The sequence below is a fragment of the Pseudomonas sp. HN2-3 genome, assembly GCF_020691745.1.
In the GTDB taxonomy this organism is placed as follows: Bacteria; Pseudomonadota; Gammaproteobacteria; order Pseudomonadales; family Pseudomonadaceae; genus Aquipseudomonas; species Aquipseudomonas capeferrum.
Map to the genome: position 1 here is coordinate 5,404,454 of NZ_CP085704.1, position 15,844 is coordinate 5,420,297.

At 63.7% G+C, this 15,844-nt stretch carries 14 protein-coding genes; 4 read left to right on the top strand and 10 right to left on the bottom strand.

Annotated elements, in window-relative coordinates; translation table 11 throughout:
• The first annotated feature begins 108 nt into the window (after positions 1–108).
• The 3 genes from dbpA to yccS all read left to right on the top strand — a co-directional run bounded on the left by dbpA (position 109) and on the right by yccS (position 4,995).
• Positions 109–1,446 carry an ATP-dependent RNA helicase DbpA gene (dbpA, locus tag LJX93_RS24540; protein ID WP_236643895.1) on the top strand — a complete coding sequence of 446 codons (1,338 nt, stop codon included), beginning with the start codon at positions 109–111 and terminating at the stop codon, positions 1,444–1,446.
• 101 nt (positions 1,447–1,547) lie between these two features.
• Entirely contained in the window at positions 1,548–2,729 is a 1,182-nt protein-coding gene (locus LJX93_RS24545; RefSeq protein ID WP_186652814.1) for an NAD(P)/FAD-dependent oxidoreductase, read from the top strand.
• Positions 2,730–2,811: 82 nt separating this feature from the next.
• On the top strand, positions 2,812–4,995 hold the full coding sequence (gene yccS / locus LJX93_RS24550) for a YccS family putative transporter (protein WP_033701868.1): 2,184 nt from the start codon (positions 2,812–2,814) through the stop codon (positions 4,993–4,995).
• A 17-nt stretch (positions 4,996–5,012) separates the two neighbouring features.
• Here the strand turns inward: yccS and LJX93_RS24555 are convergent, their stop codons facing one another.
• On the bottom strand, positions 5,013–5,750 hold the full coding sequence (locus LJX93_RS24555; RefSeq protein ID WP_033701870.1) for a substrate-binding periplasmic protein: 738 nt from the start codon (positions 5,748–5,750) through the stop codon (positions 5,013–5,015).
• Between the two features lie 218 nt (positions 5,751–5,968).
• Here LJX93_RS24555 and LJX93_RS24560 point away from each other — a divergent pair, with 218 nt between their 5' ends.
• Entirely contained in the window at positions 5,969–6,421 is a 453-nt protein-coding gene (locus LJX93_RS24560; RefSeq protein ID WP_033701871.1) for a GNAT family N-acetyltransferase, read from the top strand.
• A gap of 30 nt (positions 6,422–6,451) precedes the next feature.
• On the opposite strand, the gene LJX93_RS24565 is transcribed toward LJX93_RS24560, so the two are convergent.
• The 9 genes from LJX93_RS24565 to tkt all read right to left on the bottom strand — a co-directional run bounded on the left by LJX93_RS24565 (position 6,452) and on the right by tkt (position 15,838).
• Entirely contained in the window at positions 6,452–6,748 is a 297-nt protein-coding gene (locus LJX93_RS24565) for a winged helix-turn-helix domain-containing protein (protein ID WP_033701873.1), read from the bottom strand.
• A gap of 12 nt (positions 6,749–6,760) precedes the next feature.
• The gene (locus LJX93_RS24570) at positions 6,761–7,261 is read right to left on the bottom strand and encodes a M48 family metallopeptidase (protein ID WP_227696501.1); all 501 of its coding nucleotides are present in this window, start codon (positions 7,259–7,261) and stop codon (positions 6,761–6,763) included.
• A 39-nt stretch (positions 7,262–7,300) separates the two neighbouring features.
• Positions 7,301–9,427 carry a putative bifunctional diguanylate cyclase/phosphodiesterase gene (locus tag LJX93_RS24575; RefSeq protein ID WP_033701877.1) on the bottom strand — a complete coding sequence of 709 codons (2,127 nt, stop codon included), beginning with the start codon at positions 9,425–9,427 and terminating at the stop codon, positions 7,301–7,303.
• A gap of 213 nt (positions 9,428–9,640) precedes the next feature.
• Positions 9,641–10,705 (bottom strand): class II fructose-bisphosphate aldolase, encoded by a 1,065-nt coding sequence (gene fba, locus LJX93_RS24580; RefSeq protein WP_033701878.1) that lies wholly within the window; start codon positions 10,703–10,705, stop codon positions 9,641–9,643.
• A 100-nt stretch (positions 10,706–10,805) separates the two neighbouring features.
• Positions 10,806–11,135 carry an MliC family protein gene (locus LJX93_RS24585; RefSeq protein ID WP_033701879.1) on the bottom strand — a complete coding sequence of 110 codons (330 nt, stop codon included), beginning with the start codon at positions 11,133–11,135 and terminating at the stop codon, positions 10,806–10,808.
• A gap of 64 nt (positions 11,136–11,199) precedes the next feature.
• The gene (locus LJX93_RS24590; RefSeq protein WP_033702581.1) at positions 11,200–11,418 is read right to left on the bottom strand and encodes a hypothetical protein; all 219 of its coding nucleotides are present in this window, start codon (positions 11,416–11,418) and stop codon (positions 11,200–11,202) included.
• Between the two features lie 32 nt (positions 11,419–11,450).
• Positions 11,451–12,614 carry a phosphoglycerate kinase gene (locus LJX93_RS24595; RefSeq protein ID WP_033701880.1) on the bottom strand — a complete coding sequence of 388 codons (1,164 nt, stop codon included), beginning with the start codon at positions 12,612–12,614 and terminating at the stop codon, positions 11,451–11,453.
• 12 nt (positions 12,615–12,626) lie between these two features.
• Positions 12,627–13,688 (bottom strand): erythrose-4-phosphate dehydrogenase, encoded by a 1,062-nt coding sequence (epd, locus tag LJX93_RS24600; RefSeq protein WP_033701881.1) that lies wholly within the window; start codon positions 13,686–13,688, stop codon positions 12,627–12,629.
• A gap of 152 nt (positions 13,689–13,840) precedes the next feature.
• Complete coding sequence (gene tkt / locus LJX93_RS24605) at positions 13,841–15,838, bottom strand: transketolase (RefSeq protein WP_033701882.1); 1,998 nt, start codon at positions 15,836–15,838, stop codon at positions 13,841–13,843.
• Between the last annotated feature and the right edge of the window lie 6 nt (positions 15,839–15,844).

A 15,844-nucleotide genomic window follows, 5' to 3' on the forward strand; every position in this document is an offset into this window, starting at 1 on the left:
AATGGCCACGAGGCTGGTAGACTGTGCGGCATTTTTCGCTTCGCTACACAGGCCCGCCTCGTGACCACCGAAACCACCGCCTTTGCCACTCTGCCGCTGTCCGCCGCCATGCTGGCCAACCTGGACGCCCTCGGCTACGCCTCGATGACGCCGATCCAGGCCCAGAGCCTGCCGGTCATCCTCAGGGGCCAGGACCTGATCGCCCAGGCCAAGACCGGCAGCGGCAAGACCGCTGCGTTCGGCATCGGCCTGCTGAACCCGATCAACCCGCGTTACTTCGGTTGCCAGGCACTGGTGCTGTGCCCGACCCGCGAGCTCGCTGACCAGGTCGCCAAAGAGCTGCGCCGCCTGGCCCGTGCCGAGGACAACATCAAGATCCTGACCCTGTGCGGCGGCGTCTCGCTCGGCCCGCAGATTGCCTCGCTGGAGCACGGTGCGCACATCATCGTCGGCACCCCGGGGCGCATCCAGCAGCACCTGGAAAAGGGCACGCTGGTACTCGACGGGCTCAACACTCTGGTGCTGGACGAAGCCGACCGCATGCTCGACATGGGCTTCTTCGACGCCATCGCCAGCATCATCGGCAAGACCCCGGCGCGTCGCCAGACCCTGCTGTTCTCGGCCACCTACCCGGCCGGCATCGAGCAACTGGCCGCAGACTTCATGCGCAAGCCGCAGCAGGTCAAGGTCGAGAGCCTGCACACCGACAACCAGATCGAACAACGCTTCATCGAAATCGACGCGCAGCAGCGCCTGGATGCGGTGACCCGCGTGCTCGGCCACTACCGCCCGCAATCGTGCGTGGCGTTCTGCTTCACCAAGCAGCAGTGCGAAGACGTGGTCGCCCACCTCACCGCCAAAGGTATCGTCGCCCAGGCCCTGCACGGTGACCTCGAACAGCGCGACCGCGACCAGGTGCTGGCGATGTTCGCCAACCGCAGCAGCTCGGTGCTGGTGGCGACCGACGTGGCCGCACGCGGCCTGGACATCGACGGCCTGGACATGGTGCTCAACGTCGAACTGGCGCGGGATGCCGAAATCCATGTGCACCGTGTCGGCCGCACCGGCCGTGCGGGTGAGAAAGGCGTTGCGGTCAGCCTGGTGGCCCCGGCCGAAGGGCATCGCGCCCAGGCCATCGAGGCACTGCAGAAGAGCCCGTTGCGCTGGGACCAGCTCGACAGCCTGAAAAACAAGGGCGGTGAGCCGCTGCTGCCGGTGATGAGCACCTTGTGCATCGCTGCCGGGCGCAAGGACAAGCTGCGCCCGGGTGACATCCTGGGTGCACTGACCGGTGATGCCGGCATCCCGGGCAAGCAGGTGGGCAAGATCGCCATCTTCGACTTCCAGGCCTTTGTGGCGGTGGAGCGAGCACTGGCCAAGCAGGCCATGCAGCGGCTGAACAGCGGCAAGATCAAGGGCCGCGTTCTGAAAGTTCGTATTCTCTGAAATCCTTTGGGGCCGCTTTGCGGCCCGTTCGCGACACAAGGCCGCTCCTACAGGGGCATGCATATCCCTGCCGCAGCCCAGCAATCTCCAAGAGGTACCCCGTGCATTCCACCGACGTGATCATCCTCGGCGCCGGCGCCGCCGGCCTGATGTGCGCCCAGCTCAGCGCCCGCCGTGGCCGCCGGGTGCTGCTGCTCGACCACGCTAACAAGCCAGGCAAGAAGATCCTCATGTCCGGCGGCGGGCGCTGCAACTTCACCAACATGTACACCGAGCCGGCCAACTTCCTCTCGCACAACGCGCATTTCTGCAAGTCGGCCCTGGCCCGCTACACCCAGTGGGACTTCATCGAGCTGGTGGCCAAGCACGGTGTGCCCTACCACGAGAAAAAGCTCGGCCAGCTGTTCTGCGACAACAAGGCCAGCGACATCCTCAACATGCTGCTGGCCGAGTGCGACGAAGCCGGTGCCGAGTTGCGCATGGACACCAGCATCTCGCACATCGAAAAGACCGAAACCGGCTACCTGCTGCAGACCAGTGCCGGGCAGTTCGCCTGCCAGTCGCTGGTGATCGCCACCGGCGGCCTGTCGATCCCGACCCTGGGCGCCAGCGGTTTCGGCTACCAGGTGGCTCGCCAGTTCGGCCACACCCTGCTGCCGACCCGCGCCGGGCTGGTGCCCTTCACCATCACCGAGCCCCAACTCAAGGCACTGTGCACAGAACTGTCGGGCACCTCGCTGGACTGCACCGCCAGCTGCAACGGCACCCATTTCCGCGAAAACCTGCTGTTTACTCACCGCGGCCTGAGTGGCCCGGCGATCCTGCAGATTTCTTCGTTCTGGGAGGCGGGCGACACGGTGGAGATCAACCTGCTGCCCGACCGTGACGCCCTGACCTGGCTGCAACAGCAGCAGGCCGAGCGCGCCAATGCAGAGCTCAAGACCGTGCTCGGCGAGGTGTTCACCCGCAAGCTGGCCAACCTCTTGGCCGAGCAGTGGTTCGAATCGAAGCCGATGAAGCAGTACACCCCGGCCGAACTGACGCAGATCGCCGACAAACTGGCGGCCTGGCAGGTCGTACCTGCCGGCACCGAGGGCTATCGCACCGCCGAAGTGACCCTAGGCGGCGTGGATACCCGCGAGGTGTCGTCCAAGACCATGGAGTCGCTCAAGAGCCCAGGGTTGTACTTCATTGGCGAGGTGCTGGATGTGACCGGCCACCTGGGCGGGTTCAATTTCCAGTGGGCGTGGGCATCGGCTAACGCAGCGGCACAGTTCGTGTAGAGTAGAATCCATTCAGCAGCACGGAACGCTTCTTGCTGGTCCGTGCGGCAATGTATTCATTCGATCACAGCCCAAGGCCATCATGTCATCGAGCTCGTTCCGTCAGTCACTGCGTCGCCTGTGGGGCCAAGACAAGTTCAGCTATAGCATCCGGGTAACGGTCGCCCTCACCGGCAGCATGGCCTTGTGCTGGTACCAGGATGAAATGGCCCTGCTGATCCCGTTGTTCCTGGGCATCATCGCCAGCGCACTGGCCGAGACCGACGACAGTTGGCAGGGCCGTCTCAGTGCCCTGGCCGTGACCCTGGTGTGCTTTGCCATCGCTGCCCTGGCCGTGGAGCTGCTGTTCCCCTACCCGTGGGTGTTCGCCATTGCCCTGGCCCTGGCGGCGTTCGGCCTGACCATGCTGGGCGCCTTGGGCGAGCGCTATGGCGCAATCGCCTCGGCAACGCTGATCACGGCGGTGTACACCATGATCGGCGTGGACCAACGCGGCGGCCTGGTCACCGACTTCTGGCACGAGCCGATGCTGCTGGTGGCGGGCGCAGCCTGGTACGGCCTGCTGTCGGTGCTGTGGCAGGCGCTGTTCTCCAACCAGCCGGTACAGCAAAGCCTGGCCAAGCTGTTTTTCGAGCTGGGGCGCTACCTCAAGCTCAAGGCCAACCTGTTCGAGCCGATCCGCCACCACGACCTGGAGGCCCGGCGCCTGGAACTGGCCCAGCAAAACGGCAAGGTGGTCGCGGCGCTCAACGCCGCCAAGGAAATCATCCTGCACCGGGTCGGCAACAGCCAGCCAAATTCCAAGGTCAGCCGCTACCTGAAGCTGTACTTCCTGGCCCAGGACATCCACGAGCGGGTGAGCGCCTCGCACTACCCCTACAACGCACTGGCCGAAGCGTTCTTCCACAGCGACGTGATGTTCCGCTGCCAGCGCCTGCTGCGCCATCAAGGCTCGGCCTGCCAAGACCTGGCGCGCTCGATCCGCATGCGTCAGCCGTTTGTCCTCGACAGCCGATTTGCCGACACCCTGGAAGACCTCAACGCCTCCTTGGAGCACCTGCGCAACCAGAACAACCCAGCCTGGCGCAGCCTGCTGCGCTCGCTGCGGGCCCTGGCGGCCAACCTGGCCACCCTGGACCGCCTGCTGGGTGCCGCCAGCAACCCGGACAGCCTGGCCGATGCCAGTGACAGCAGTCTGCTCGACCGTTCGCCACGCTCCCTGAAGGACGTCTGGAGCCGCCTGCGCACCCAGCTCACACCCACCTCGCTACTGTTCCGCCATGCCTTGCGCCTGCCCTTGGCACTGTCGATCGGCTACGGCATGGTGCACCTGATCCACCCCACCCAGGGCTACTGGATCATCCTCACCACACTGTTCGTCTGCCAACCCAACTACGGTGCCACCCGGCGCAAGCTGGTGCAGCGGATTTTCGGCACGGCCATCGGCCTGACGGTTGGCTGGGCGCTGTTCGACCTGTTCCCCAACCCGATCATCCAGTCGATGTTCGCCGTGGTCGCCGGGGTGGTGTTCTTCGTCAACCGGACTACCCGTTACACCCTGGCCACGGCGGCGATCACCTTGATGGTGCTGTTCTGCTTCAACCAGATCGGCGACGGCTACGGCCTGTTCCTGCCGCGCCTGTTCGATACTCTGGTGGGCAGCCTGATCGCCATTCTGGCGGTGTTCCTGTTCCTGCCCGACTGGCAAGGCCGGCGCCTGAACAAGGCGTTGGCCAACACCTTGGCCTGCGCCAGCGTGTACCTGCGCCAGATCATGCAGCAGTATGCTCATGGCAAGCGCGACGACCTCGCCTACCGCCTGGCTCGGCGCAACGCCCACAACGCCGATGCAGCGCTGTCCACCACGCTGGCGAACATGCTCATGGAGCCAGGGCACTTCCGTAAGGAGGCGGACGTCGGCTTCCGCTTCCTGGTGTTGTCGCACACCCTGCTCAGCTACCTCTCGGGGCTGGGCGCGCACCGTGATACCGCCCTGCCGGCGGAGGTTCAGGAGCAATTGATCGAGGGCGCCGGGCAAAGCCTGGCCAACAGCCTGGACGAAATCGCCAACGGCCTGGCAGCGCGGCTACCGGTCGCCATCCACAGTGATGCCGAAGAGGCGCTGGCCAACGACCTGGAGCAGATGCCGGAAGAGCTGGATGAACATCAGCGGCTGGTGCAGACCCAACTGGCGCTGATCTGCCGGCAACTGGCACCGTTGCGCACGCTGGCGGCGCACCTGGTCAAGGAAAGCCCTACGGGCTGAGTGCTTTGTGGCCTGGGTCAAAAACCATGCTGGCGCAGCAGGCGCGCATAGCTGCCATCCGCCTTCATCGCCGCTATCGCCTGCTCGAAACGTTCGACGATCTGCTGGTGCTGGGGGTGCTTAAGGCTGACCAGAATATGCAGGCTGTTCTCCCCCAGAGGCGGCTCGACCATCTCCACGCCATCGCGCACCGCCTGCGGTTCACGTTGCAGGTTGTAACGGGCCACGTATTCATCCTCCACCGCCAGGTTCACCCGGCCGGCCGCCAGCATGCGCACGGCCGACGAGAAGTTGCGCACCGCTACCTTGTGCAAGCGGGTGTCGCTGTCGAACTCGGGTGAATAGGCATAATCGCGCACCACGGCGATGCTGTAGGGGTACAAGTCGGACGGCTGCTGGTAGGCGAAGGCCTCACCCTTGCGTTTGAGCAGGTGAATCTTGTTGTTCAGATAAGCGTTGGAAAAATGCCCGATGCGTGTACGTGAGTCGTTGTACCAGGCATTGATCAACACGTCGTAGCGCCCTTCGCTGACGCCCATCAAGGCCCGTGCCCATGGCGCCTCCTCAAACCCGCTGGCGTAGCCGGCCCGGGTCAGTGCCGTGGTAACGATGCTGGTCGCCAAACCGCCGCCCGGCATGCTTGCATCGGTGAACGGTGGCCATTTGTCTGCCACCAGCCGCAGCTTGTCTTCACCCAGGGCTGGCGCAGCCAGCAGGGCTGCCAGCAATCCCAGAACACCAAGCAGTGGCCGCATGCTCAAGTCCTTTTGCAATGGAGGGCGCACACTGTGTAGGCGGCCTTTGCCGCGACTGCGGATGAGAGTACACAAAGCCGTGGCTCACGGCAGCGGGCAATAGTGTCATTTTGCCTCTATTTTGGCCGAGACACGCAGGCAATGCCCTGCAGCAATCATCCACTCGTCCACAGCCACAGGATTTGCGATGATCGACGGCCCATTCAAGGAGTTCGCCAATGTCTATCGACTGGCTCTGCAAGCACCACACCGACCTGAGCAAGGACCAGCTCTACGCCATCCTGCAATTGCGCACCGAAGTGTTCGTGGTCGAGCAGCGCTGCAGTTACCAGGAAGTCGATGGCCAGGACCTGACCGGCGATACCCTGCACTTGATGGCGTGGCAGGACGACAAGCTGGTGGCCTACCTGCGCCTGCTCGACCCGCAATCCCAGGGGGGTGATGTGGTGATCGGGCGCGTGGTGACCTCACCGGCGGCGCGTGGGCTGAAGCTTGGGCATGCGTTGCTGCTGAAAGGGCTGGAGGCTGCCGAGCATTGCTGGCCGGGGACGCCGGTGTATCTGTCGGCGCAGGCGCATCTGCAAGGGTTTTACGCAGGGCATGGGTTCGAAGCGGTTGGCGAGCAATACCTGGAGGATGACATACCGCACATCGGCATGCGTAAGGGCTGAGAAAGCCGGGGGCGCTTTGCGCCCCCACAATCACCGATACCCCAGCACTTCTCGGATTTGCCGCAAATGCTGGATGATCCACTGCTTGTCGATCGCGCCCCAGTCATGAATGCGGTAGTGCCCGGCATGATTGCGCGCGCCCTCCTGCTGCTCGAACTCGCAGATGATATCCAGGTCGGCCAGGGCGGCGATGGTGTCCTGGGCGGTGCGCCGTGGCATGCCGGTGGCCTCCATCAGGGCCGGCACGCTGGTCGCAGTCTGGCTGTCGATCAGCCAGGCCACGTACAGGCGCCGGTAGAAGCTGCTCTTGGTCTTGCTCACTTCCATGCTGCGTGGTCCTTAACAGTTGCCCGGCAGCTCCCGATAGGTCAGGTAGACGCGCAGGTCGAATTCCAGTTGGTGGTAGTCCGGCTCCATGTGCTGACAGAGCTGGTAAAACGCCTTGCTATGGTCGCGCTCACGCAGGTGCGCCAGCTCGTGCACCACGATCATGCGCAGAAACTGCGGCGCGGCCTCCTTGAACAAGGAGGCGATGCGGATTTCCTTCTTCGCCTTGAGCTTGCCACCCTGAACCCGCGATACCGCCGTGTTGAGCCCCAGGGCACGGTGGGTCAGGTCGAGGCGGTTGTCGAACAGCACCTTGTCCAGGCCGGGCGCGCTGCGCAGGTACTGCTGGCGCAAGTCCTGGGCATAACTGTACAACGCCTTGTCGCTCTGCACGTCATGGCGGTCGGAGTAGCGACGCTGCAGGTAGTCCCCCAGGCGGTCGCTGTCGATCATCTGCCGTACCTGCTCCTGCAGGTGTGGCGGGTAGGCTTGCAAGTAACGTAATACGGTCATGGCACTGCATTCGGCGGGGCGAATGGCGATTCTAGCCAATCATGGCCGGGGCCAGGAGAAAATCGCCGGGAAGCCGCTGGCATCCGCCGCCGTCATCGGGTGTGCAACCAGAAACCCCTGCACGTAGGCACAGCCATTGGCCTTGAGCCAGTCGGCCTGGGCCGGGGTTTCCACGCCTTCGGCTATCACCGTGATGCGGTAGTCGGCGCACAAGCCGATCACACTGCGCACCAGCGCGGCGTCTACCGCAGAGCCCGGCAAGCGCGCAACCAGGTGGCGGTCGAGCTTGAGGGTGTCGATCGGCAAGTCACGTAGCATGCGCAACGAGCAGTCACCGGCGCCAAAATCATCCAGCGCCACCCGCACGCCCAGTTCGCGCAGCCGGTGTATCTGCTTCACGGCCGCGTCGATGTTGTACATCAACGACGTCTCTGCCACCTCGACCTCTAGCTGCGCCGGGTCCAGCTGGTAGTCCTGGATCACCCGCTGCAGCTCCTCGACCAGGCCCGGCATGACGAACTGAGCGCGGCTCAGGCTGATGCCCAGCACCAGCCCCTGGGCAAAACGTTCGCACCAGGCCTGGCGCTGGGCCGCGCCCTGGCGGTAGATCCAGCTGGCCAGGCGGTTGATCAGCCGCGCCTCTTCCAGCAAGGGGATGAACAGCCCCGGGGGCACATCGCCAACACTGGGGTGCTGCCAGCGCAGCAACGCCTCGAAACCGCGCAAGTGGCCGTCGGCGAAAGCCACCTGGGGCTGATACACCAGGCTGAAATCGTGCTGCTCGATAGCGGCGCGCACGCTGTCTTCGAGCATCAGCCGTGAGCGCGCCCGGCCGTTGAGCTCCTGGTCATAGAAGCGATACTGCTGACGCCCGGCCTGCTTGGCCGCATACATCGCCGCATCCGCAGCCCGCAACAGGCCTTCGACAGTTGCGCCACAGTCAGGAAAGGTGGCGATGCCAATGCTGACGCCAAGGCATACATCCAGCCCTTCTATCTGCTGGCTGATCGAAACGCGCTCGAGCAGTCGCTCGGCGTAACGCCCGGCCTGCTCGGGGTACGGCAGGCTGTCGAACAACGCCGTGAACTCGTCACCGCCCATCCGCGCCAATAACGCCTCGCTGCCCAGGCAGTCCTTGAGCTGTTCTGCCACCCAGCGCAGCACGCGATCGCCCGCCTCATGGCCCAATGAGTCGTTGATCCGCTTGAAGCCATCCAGGTCCATGTACATCAGCGCCTGGGCCTTGTCCGAACGCTCGTTGCGCAGCAGCACGCCCTCGGCAGACTGATAGAAGCCGCGGCGGTTGAGCAGGCCGGTGAGTGGGTCGGTCACCGCCTGGTACTCAAGCTGTTGGTGCAGGTTGCGCACCACCGACATGTCCAGCACCGTCACCACCATCGCCTGCTGATCGGCTGGCAACGGCGCACAGGACAGCGCGACCGGCACCAGTTGGCCACCCAGGGTGCGCAACTGCGCATCGTGCACGCGAAAGATCTGCCGCCCCAGGTAGGCCTGGTAGAAGTCCGACTCGTTCCACAGATTGGCATTGGCCATCTGCACCAGGTCAAGCAACTGGGCGCCCTGCAATTGCTCCACCGCAGCGGCCAGCAAGCGTGAAATGGCCGGGTTGGCGAAACTGATGGTACCTGCGGCATTCACCACCAGAATGCCTTCGGCAGCGTTCTCCAGGATCGAGGCGTTGAATGCCCTCGCCGCTTCCAGCTCGCGGCTCAGGCGTTGCAGCATGCGCCGGTTACGCTGCTGGTCGAGCAGGGCCTGGACCTTGGGCTTGAGAATTTGCGGGTCGAACGGCTTGAACATGTAGTCCACGGCGCCACTGGCGTAACCCTTGAGCACAGCGGCATCGGACTGCTCGTTGGCGGTGAGGAAAATGATCGGGGTCAGCCGTGTACGCTGGCTGCCGCGCATTAGCCGGGCGACTTCGAAGCCGTCCATTTCCGGCATTTGTACATCCAGCAAAACCAGGTCGACGTCGTGCTCGAGCAAGGCGCTCAGGGCTTCTGTCCCTGAACTGGCAGTCAACACTTGCCAATCCTGCCGGGCCAGCAAGGCCCGCATGCTGATGAGATTTTCGGGGTAATCGTCTACTACCAGCAGAACCGAGCTGCCATCCACTGGCTGAGGTTGAGGGTGAGCGCCATCCATGCTGCTTCTCTATTTGTGACCGACTTCACATCGCGGTTGGATCCGATAACTACTCTAGACCCGAGTTTGTAACAAGCAATGCAATCAGAACGCTATCAGTGCCTAAACTGTACGGTAGCCGACTAACGGTTGCTCTGCGGTGAATATCTGCGCGCTTGAGCGCAGGCATAAAAAAACCCGCATCGCTGCGGGTTTTTCAGTGCGGCCTGCGAATCAGTTGACCTTGGCGGCCAACTCACCTTTCAGGTAGCGCTGGTACATGCCGTCCAGGGAGATCGGTTTGATCTTGGAGGCATTGCCGGCAGTACCGAAGGCTTCGTAACGGGCGATGCACACGTCACGCATGGCCTTGACGGTTTCACCGAAGAACTTGCGCGGGTCGAACTCACTTGGATTCTGCGCCATCAGGCGACGCATGGCACCGGTGGACGCCAGACGCAGGTCGGTGTCGATGTTGACCTTGCGCACGCCGTGCTTGATGCCTTCGACGATCTCTTCGACCGGTACACCGTAGGTCTCTTTGATGTCGCCGCCGTACTGGTTGATGATCGCCAGCCACTCTTGTGGCACCGAGGACGAACCGTGCATGACCAGGTGGGTGTTGGGGATGCGCTTGTGGATTTCCTTGATGCGGTCGATCGCCAACACGTCACCGGTAGGTGGCTTGGTGAACTTGTACGCACCGTGGCTGGTACCGATGGCGATGGCCAGGGCATCGACCTGGGTCTTCTTGACGAAGTCGGCCGCTTCTTCCGGGTCGGTCAGCATCTGGCTGTGGTCCAGCACGCCTTCGGCGCCGATACCGTCTTCTTCACCGGCCATGCCGGTTTCCAGCGAACCCAGGCAGCCCAGCTCGCCTTCTACCGAAACGCCACAGGCGTGTGCCATGGCAACGGTCTGCTGGGTAACGCGGACGTTGTACTCATAGTCGGTCGGGGTCTTGCCGTCTTCGCCCAGCGAGCCGTCCATCATCACCGAGCTGAAGCCCAGCTGGATCGAACGCTGGCACACGTCAGGGCTGGTGCCGTGGTCCTGGTGCATGCACACCGGGATGTGCGGGAATTCTTCGATGGCGGCCAGGATCAGGTGACGCAGGAAGGGCGCGCCGGCGTACTTGCGGGCACCGGCCGAAGCCTGGACGATCACGGGGGAATCGGTCTTGTCGGCCGCTTCCATGATGGCGCGCATCTGCTCGAGGTTGTTGACGTTGAAAGCTGGAACGCCGTAACCGAACTCGGCGGCGTGGTCCAGCATCTGGCGCATGCTAATGAGTGCCATTGTGTATCTCTCTCCCGACAAGCGTCGTTTGTTTCGTGCAAGCCTGCCGCAGGGGCGGTTGCTGTTCAAGTAGTGTGGGCCACCATGGCGGCCCGGCCAGTCACGGTGCCTTGCAGCCCCGCCCAATCAGATCGTTGGTTGCCACCCAGTACACCAGGCCTTCTTCGCCCTTGGTGTGGAAGGCCAGCACGCCATCGCTGTACATCGCCCCCGACGCGCTCGGCTCGGACTTGAGCCGGTAGACCTGGTCGCCGCCACCGAGGCGGACGTCGACCGAGTCCTGCTGCGGGTCAGCGAAGCGCCACAGCACCTCGGTCTGGCTGTCACAGACCCAACGGGTCCAGTCGTCTGCCGGGGCGGGTTGCGCCGGCTGCAGCAGTGAGCATCCTGCCAGTGTCGCCAGGGCCATCAAGGCCATCAGCGCTTTCATTACGTATCCTCTAGATGACCACACAACGGTCGCTTGGTTGCCTGCTCCGACGAAGCGCATCGGTTCAAGGGCAGCCTGGAGCCTTGCGCTGGTGGTCTTCGTCATACTTCTCCAGGCCTTCAGGGCCCACGCGCTTGTTGATGACCGGTACGGTTTCGGCCTGCCACTCGGACTGGTAGCAACCGCCCTTGGGCGGCTGCGCCGGGTCATCGTCCGAAGAGGGGCTGCCGGAGCAGGCGCTCAGCAGGCCGGCCAGGATCATCACAGGCAATTGCTTGACCATCAGGTCGCTCCCTTTGCCAGGCGCCGCCATTGTCAGGCTTTAGCCCGCTCTTCCAGGATCGCCACAGCCGGCAGTACCTTGCCCTCGACGAACTCGAGGAAGGCACCACCACCGGTAGAAATGTAGGAGATTTCCTTGCTGACGCCATATTTGTCGATCGCCGCGAGGGTGTCACCGCCACCGGCGATGGAGAACGCAGGGCTTTCGGCGATGGCCTTGGCCAGCACCTTGGTGCCATTGCCGAACTGGTCGAACTCGAACACGCCGACTGGGCCGTTCCACAGGATGGTCTTCGACGACTTCAGCAGCTCGGCGAAGTTGGCTGCAGTCTGTGGGCCGATGTCCAGGATCATGTCGTCAGCGGCAACGTCGGCGATAGCCTTGACGGTGGCTTCAGCGTTTTCGGCGAATTCCTTGGCGACCACCACGTCGACTGGCAGCGGTACGCTGACCTTGGCGGCGATGGCTTTTGCGGTGTCGAGCAGGTCAGGCTCATACAGCGACTTGCCCACAGGGTGACCAGCAGCGGCCAGGAAAGTGTTGGCAATACCGCCACCTACGATCAGTTGGTCGCAGACGCTGCTCAGGCTGTTCAGCACGTCCAGCTTGGTGGAAACCTTGGAGCCGGCAACGATGGCCGCCATTGGCTTGGCCGGGGCCTTCAGGGCCTTGCCCAGGGCGTCCAGCTCGGCAGCCAGCAGTGGGCCAGCAGCGGCAACCTTGGCGAACTTGGCCACGCCATGGGTCGAACCCTCGGCGCGGTGGGCAGTACCAAAGGCGTCCATCACGAACACGTCGCACAGGGCAGCGTATTGCTGCGCCAGTTCGTCGGCGTTCTTTTTCTCGCCCTTGTTGAAGCGCACGTTCTCGAACAGCACCAGGTCACCGGCCTTGACCTCGACACCGGCCAGGTAGTCGGCGACCAGCGGCACGTCGCGGCCCAGGGCCTTGCTCAGGTACTCGGCGACCGGCTTAAGGCTGTTTTCGGCCGAGAATTCACCTTCGGTAGGGCGGCCCAGGTGCGAGCAGACCATTACCGCCGCACCCTTCTCCAGGGCCAGCTTGATGGTCGGCAGCGCAGCCAGGATACGCGCGTCGCTGGTTACCACACCGTCCTTCACAGGCACGTTGAGGTCTTCGCGGATCAGTACGCGTTTACCTTGCAGGTCGAGGTCGGTCATCTTCAACACGGTCATGAATGCAGTCCTTCAGGGCTGTTTGTTGCGGGTTGGGTGAACGACGTGCAGAAAGTGTTCGGCGACGTCGAGCATACGGTTGGCGAACCCCCATTCGTTATCGAACCAGGCCAGCAGGTTCACCAGGCGGGGGCCGGAAACACGGGTCTGGCTGGCATCGACGATCGCCGAATGCGGGTCGTGGTTGAAATCACAGCTGGCATGGGGCAGCTCGGTGTAGGCCAGCAATCCTTTGAGCGGGCCTTCCAGCGCTGCCTCGCGCAGCACCCGGTTGACCTCGGCGGCACTGGTGTCGCGGGCGGTCTGCAGGGTGATGTCCAGGCACGACACGTTGACGGTCGGCACGCGTACCGCTTTGGCCTGGATTCGCCCGGCAAGTTCCGGCAGCAACCGCTCGATGCCCCGTGCCAGCCCGGTGGACACCGGGATCACCGACTGAAACGCCGAACGCGTGCGGCGCAGGTCTTCGTGGTGGTAGGCGTCGATCACCGGCTGGTCGTTCATCGCCGAGTGGATGGTGGTGATCTGCACGTATTCGATGCCGAACGCCTGGTCCAGCACGCGCAACAGCGGCACGCCGCAGTTGGTGGTGCACGACGCGTTGGACACCAGGCGCTCGCTGCCGGTCAGGCACGCCTGGTTGATGCCGTAGACCACCGTGGCATCCACGTCCGCCTCGCTGGCCATGGGCTGCGAGAACAGCACGCGTGGCGCGCCGGCATCCAGAAAACGCTGGCCATCGGCGCGGGTGTTGTAAGCGCCGGAGCACTCCAGCACCAGGTCGATGCCCAGGGCGGCCCAGTCGATGCCTTCCGGGGTGGCACTGCGCATTACCTTCACGCAGTCACCATTGATATGCAGACAATCGCCGTCGACCTTCACCTCACCGGGGAAACGCCCGTGGGTGGAGTCGAAGCGTGTCAGGTATTCAAGGCTGGCCTGATCGGCCAGGTCGTTCAGCGCGACAATCTCGAAACCGGCCTTCGCCCCCCGCTCGAACAACGCGCGCAGGACACAGCGGCCGATGCGGCCATAACCGTTGAGTGCAACTTTGTAGGGACGCGGGTGGGACATAGGTAGCTCTTGAACTCCGGCGGTTGAACGGAGCCGCCATGCGGCCCATTCGCGGCACAAGGCCGCTCCCACAGGGTACTGCGGTTTATGCAGATCCTGTGGGAGCGGCCTTGTGCCGCGAATGAGGGCCTGCGGCCCTCACTTTGCCTGTATCAGTCTTCCAGCAGCTCTTCGGCGGTACCCAGGATGTTCTCCAGGGTGAAGCCGAACTCTTCGAACAGGGCAGAGGCCGGGGCCGACTCACCGTAGGTGGTCATGCCGATGATACGACCTTCCAGGCCGACGTACTTGTACCAGAAGTCGGCATGGGCAGCTTCGATGGCGATGCGCGCGCCCACTTCCAGTGGCAGTACCGACTGCTTGTAGGCAGCGTCCTGGGCATCGAACACGCTGGTGCACGGCATGGAGACCACGCGGACCTTGCGGCCCTGCTCGGTCAGCTTGTCGAAGGCCTGAACCGCCAGGCCCACTTCGGAACCGGTGGCAATCAGAATCAGCTCAGGCTCGCCAGCGCAGTCCTTGAGGATGTAGCCACCGCGGCTGATGTCGGCGATCTGCTGGGCGTCGCGGTCCTGGTGCTGCAGGTTCTGGCGCGAGAAGATCAGCGCCGATGGGCCGTCGTTGCGCTCCAGGGCGTTTTTCCAGGACACGGCCGCTTCGACCGCGTCGGCTGGGCGCCAGGTGTCCAGGTTCGGCGTGCTGCGCAGGCTGGTCAGCTGCTCGATCGGCTGGTGAGTCGGGCCGTCTTCGCCCAGGCCGATGGAGTCGTGGGTGTAGACGTGGATCACGCGCTGCTTCATCAGGGCCGACATGCGCACTGCATTGCGGGCGTATTCCATGAACATCAGGAAGGTCGCGCCGTAAGGCACCAGGCCGCCGTGCAGGGCAACGCCGTTCATGATCGCGGTCATGCCGAACTCGCGCACGCCGTAGTACACGTAGTTGCCGCTGGCGTCATGGGCTTCGACGCCCTTGCAGCCTTTCCACAGGGTCAAGTTGGAACCGGCCAGGTCAGCCGAGCCGCCGAGGAACTCAGGCAGCAGCGGGCCGAAAGCGTTCAGGGCATTCTGGCTGGCCTTGCGGCTGGCGATAGTCTCGCCTTTGGCAGCGACTTCATTGATGTAGGCCTGGGCCTTTTCCGAGAAGTCGGCCGGCAGCTCGCCGCTGTCACGGCGCTTGAACTCGGCAGCCAGCTCCGGATGCGCCTTGGCGTAGGCGTCGAAGCGCTGGTTCCACTCGGCCTCAGCCTTGGCACCGGCGGCCTTGGCGTCCCACTCGGCATAGATGTCGGCCGGGATTTCGAACGGGCCGTGGTTCCAGTTCAGTGCTTTGCGGGCCAGGGCGATTTCGTCGTTGCCCAGCGGGGCACCGTGGCAGTCTTCCTTGCCCTGCTTGTTCGGCGAGCCGAAGCCGATGATGGTCTTGCAGCAGATCAGGGTCGGCTGCTCGCTCTTGCGCGCGGTCTCGATCGCCATCTTGATTTCTTCGGCATCGTGGCCGTCGACGTTGCGGATCACCTGCCAGTTGTAGGCTTCGAAACGCTTGGGCGTGTCATCGGTGAACCAGCCTTCGACTTCACCGTCGATGGAGATGCCGTTGTCGTCGTAGAACGCGATCAGCTTGCCCAGGCCCAGGGTGCCAGCCAAAGCGGCGACTTCGTGGGAGATGCCTTCCATCATGCAGCCGTCGCCGAGGAACACGTAAGTGTTGTGGTCGACGATGTTGTGGCCGTCACGGTTGAACTGCGCGCCCAACACTTTCTCGGCCAGGGCAAAGCCCACGGCGTTGGCCAGGCCTTGGCCCAACGGGCCGGTGGTGGTCTCGACACCCGGGGTGTAGCCGTATTCCGGGTGGCCCGGGGTACGGCTGTGCAACTGGCGGAAGGCCTTGAGGTCGTCGATCGACAGGTCGTAGCCGGTCAGGTGCAGCAGCGAGTAGATCAGCATCGAGCCGTGGCCGTTGGACAGCACGAAGCGGTCACGGTCGGCGAAGCTCGGGTTGCTCGGGTTGTGCTTCAGATAGTCGCGCCAAAGCACTTCGGCGATATCCGCCATGCCCATAGGGGCACCTGGGTGGCCGCTGTTGGCCTTTTGCACGGCATCCATGCTGAGTGCACGAATGGCGTTGGCACGTTCACGACGGCTGGGCATCGCTGA

Excerpts from the sequence above, each read along its gene's own strand:
- fba (WP_033701878.1), bottom strand. The coding sequence starts at position 10,705 with ATGGCACTCATTAGCATGCGCCAGATGCTGGACCACGCCGCCGAGTTC.
- LJX93_RS24565 (WP_033701873.1), bottom strand. The coding sequence starts at position 6,748 with ATGGAAGTGAGCAAGACCAAGAGCAGCTTCTACCGGCGCCTGTACGTG.
- LJX93_RS24590 (WP_033702581.1), bottom strand. The coding sequence starts at position 11,418 with ATGGTCAAGCAATTGCCTGTGATGATCCTGGCCGGCCTGCTGAGCGCC.
- dbpA (WP_236643895.1), top strand. The coding sequence starts at position 109 with ATGCTGGCCAACCTGGACGCCCTCGGCTACGCCTCGATGACGCCGATC.
- tkt (WP_033701882.1), bottom strand. The coding sequence starts at position 15,838 with ATGCCCAGCCGTCGTGAACGTGCCAACGCCATTCGTGCACTCAGCATG.
- LJX93_RS24575 (WP_033701877.1), bottom strand. The coding sequence starts at position 9,427 with ATGGATGGCGCTCACCCTCAACCTCAGCCAGTGGATGGCAGCTCGGTT.
- LJX93_RS24570 (WP_227696501.1), bottom strand. The coding sequence starts at position 7,261 with ATGACCGTATTACGTTACTTGCAAGCCTACCCGCCACACCTGCAGGAG.
- LJX93_RS24585 (WP_033701879.1), bottom strand. The coding sequence starts at position 11,135 with ATGAAAGCGCTGATGGCCTTGATGGCCCTGGCGACACTGGCAGGATGC.
- LJX93_RS24595 (WP_033701880.1), bottom strand. The coding sequence starts at position 12,614 with ATGACCGTGTTGAAGATGACCGACCTCGACCTGCAAGGTAAACGCGTA.
- yccS (WP_033701868.1), top strand. The coding sequence starts at position 2,812 with ATGTCATCGAGCTCGTTCCGTCAGTCACTGCGTCGCCTGTGGGGCCAA.
- LJX93_RS24555 (WP_033701870.1), bottom strand. The coding sequence starts at position 5,750 with ATGCGGCCACTGCTTGGTGTTCTGGGATTGCTGGCAGCCCTGCTGGCT.
- epd (WP_033701881.1), bottom strand. The coding sequence starts at position 13,688 with ATGTCCCACCCGCGTCCCTACAAAGTTGCACTCAACGGTTATGGCCGC.
- LJX93_RS24560 (WP_033701871.1), top strand. The coding sequence starts at position 5,969 with ATGTCTATCGACTGGCTCTGCAAGCACCACACCGACCTGAGCAAGGAC.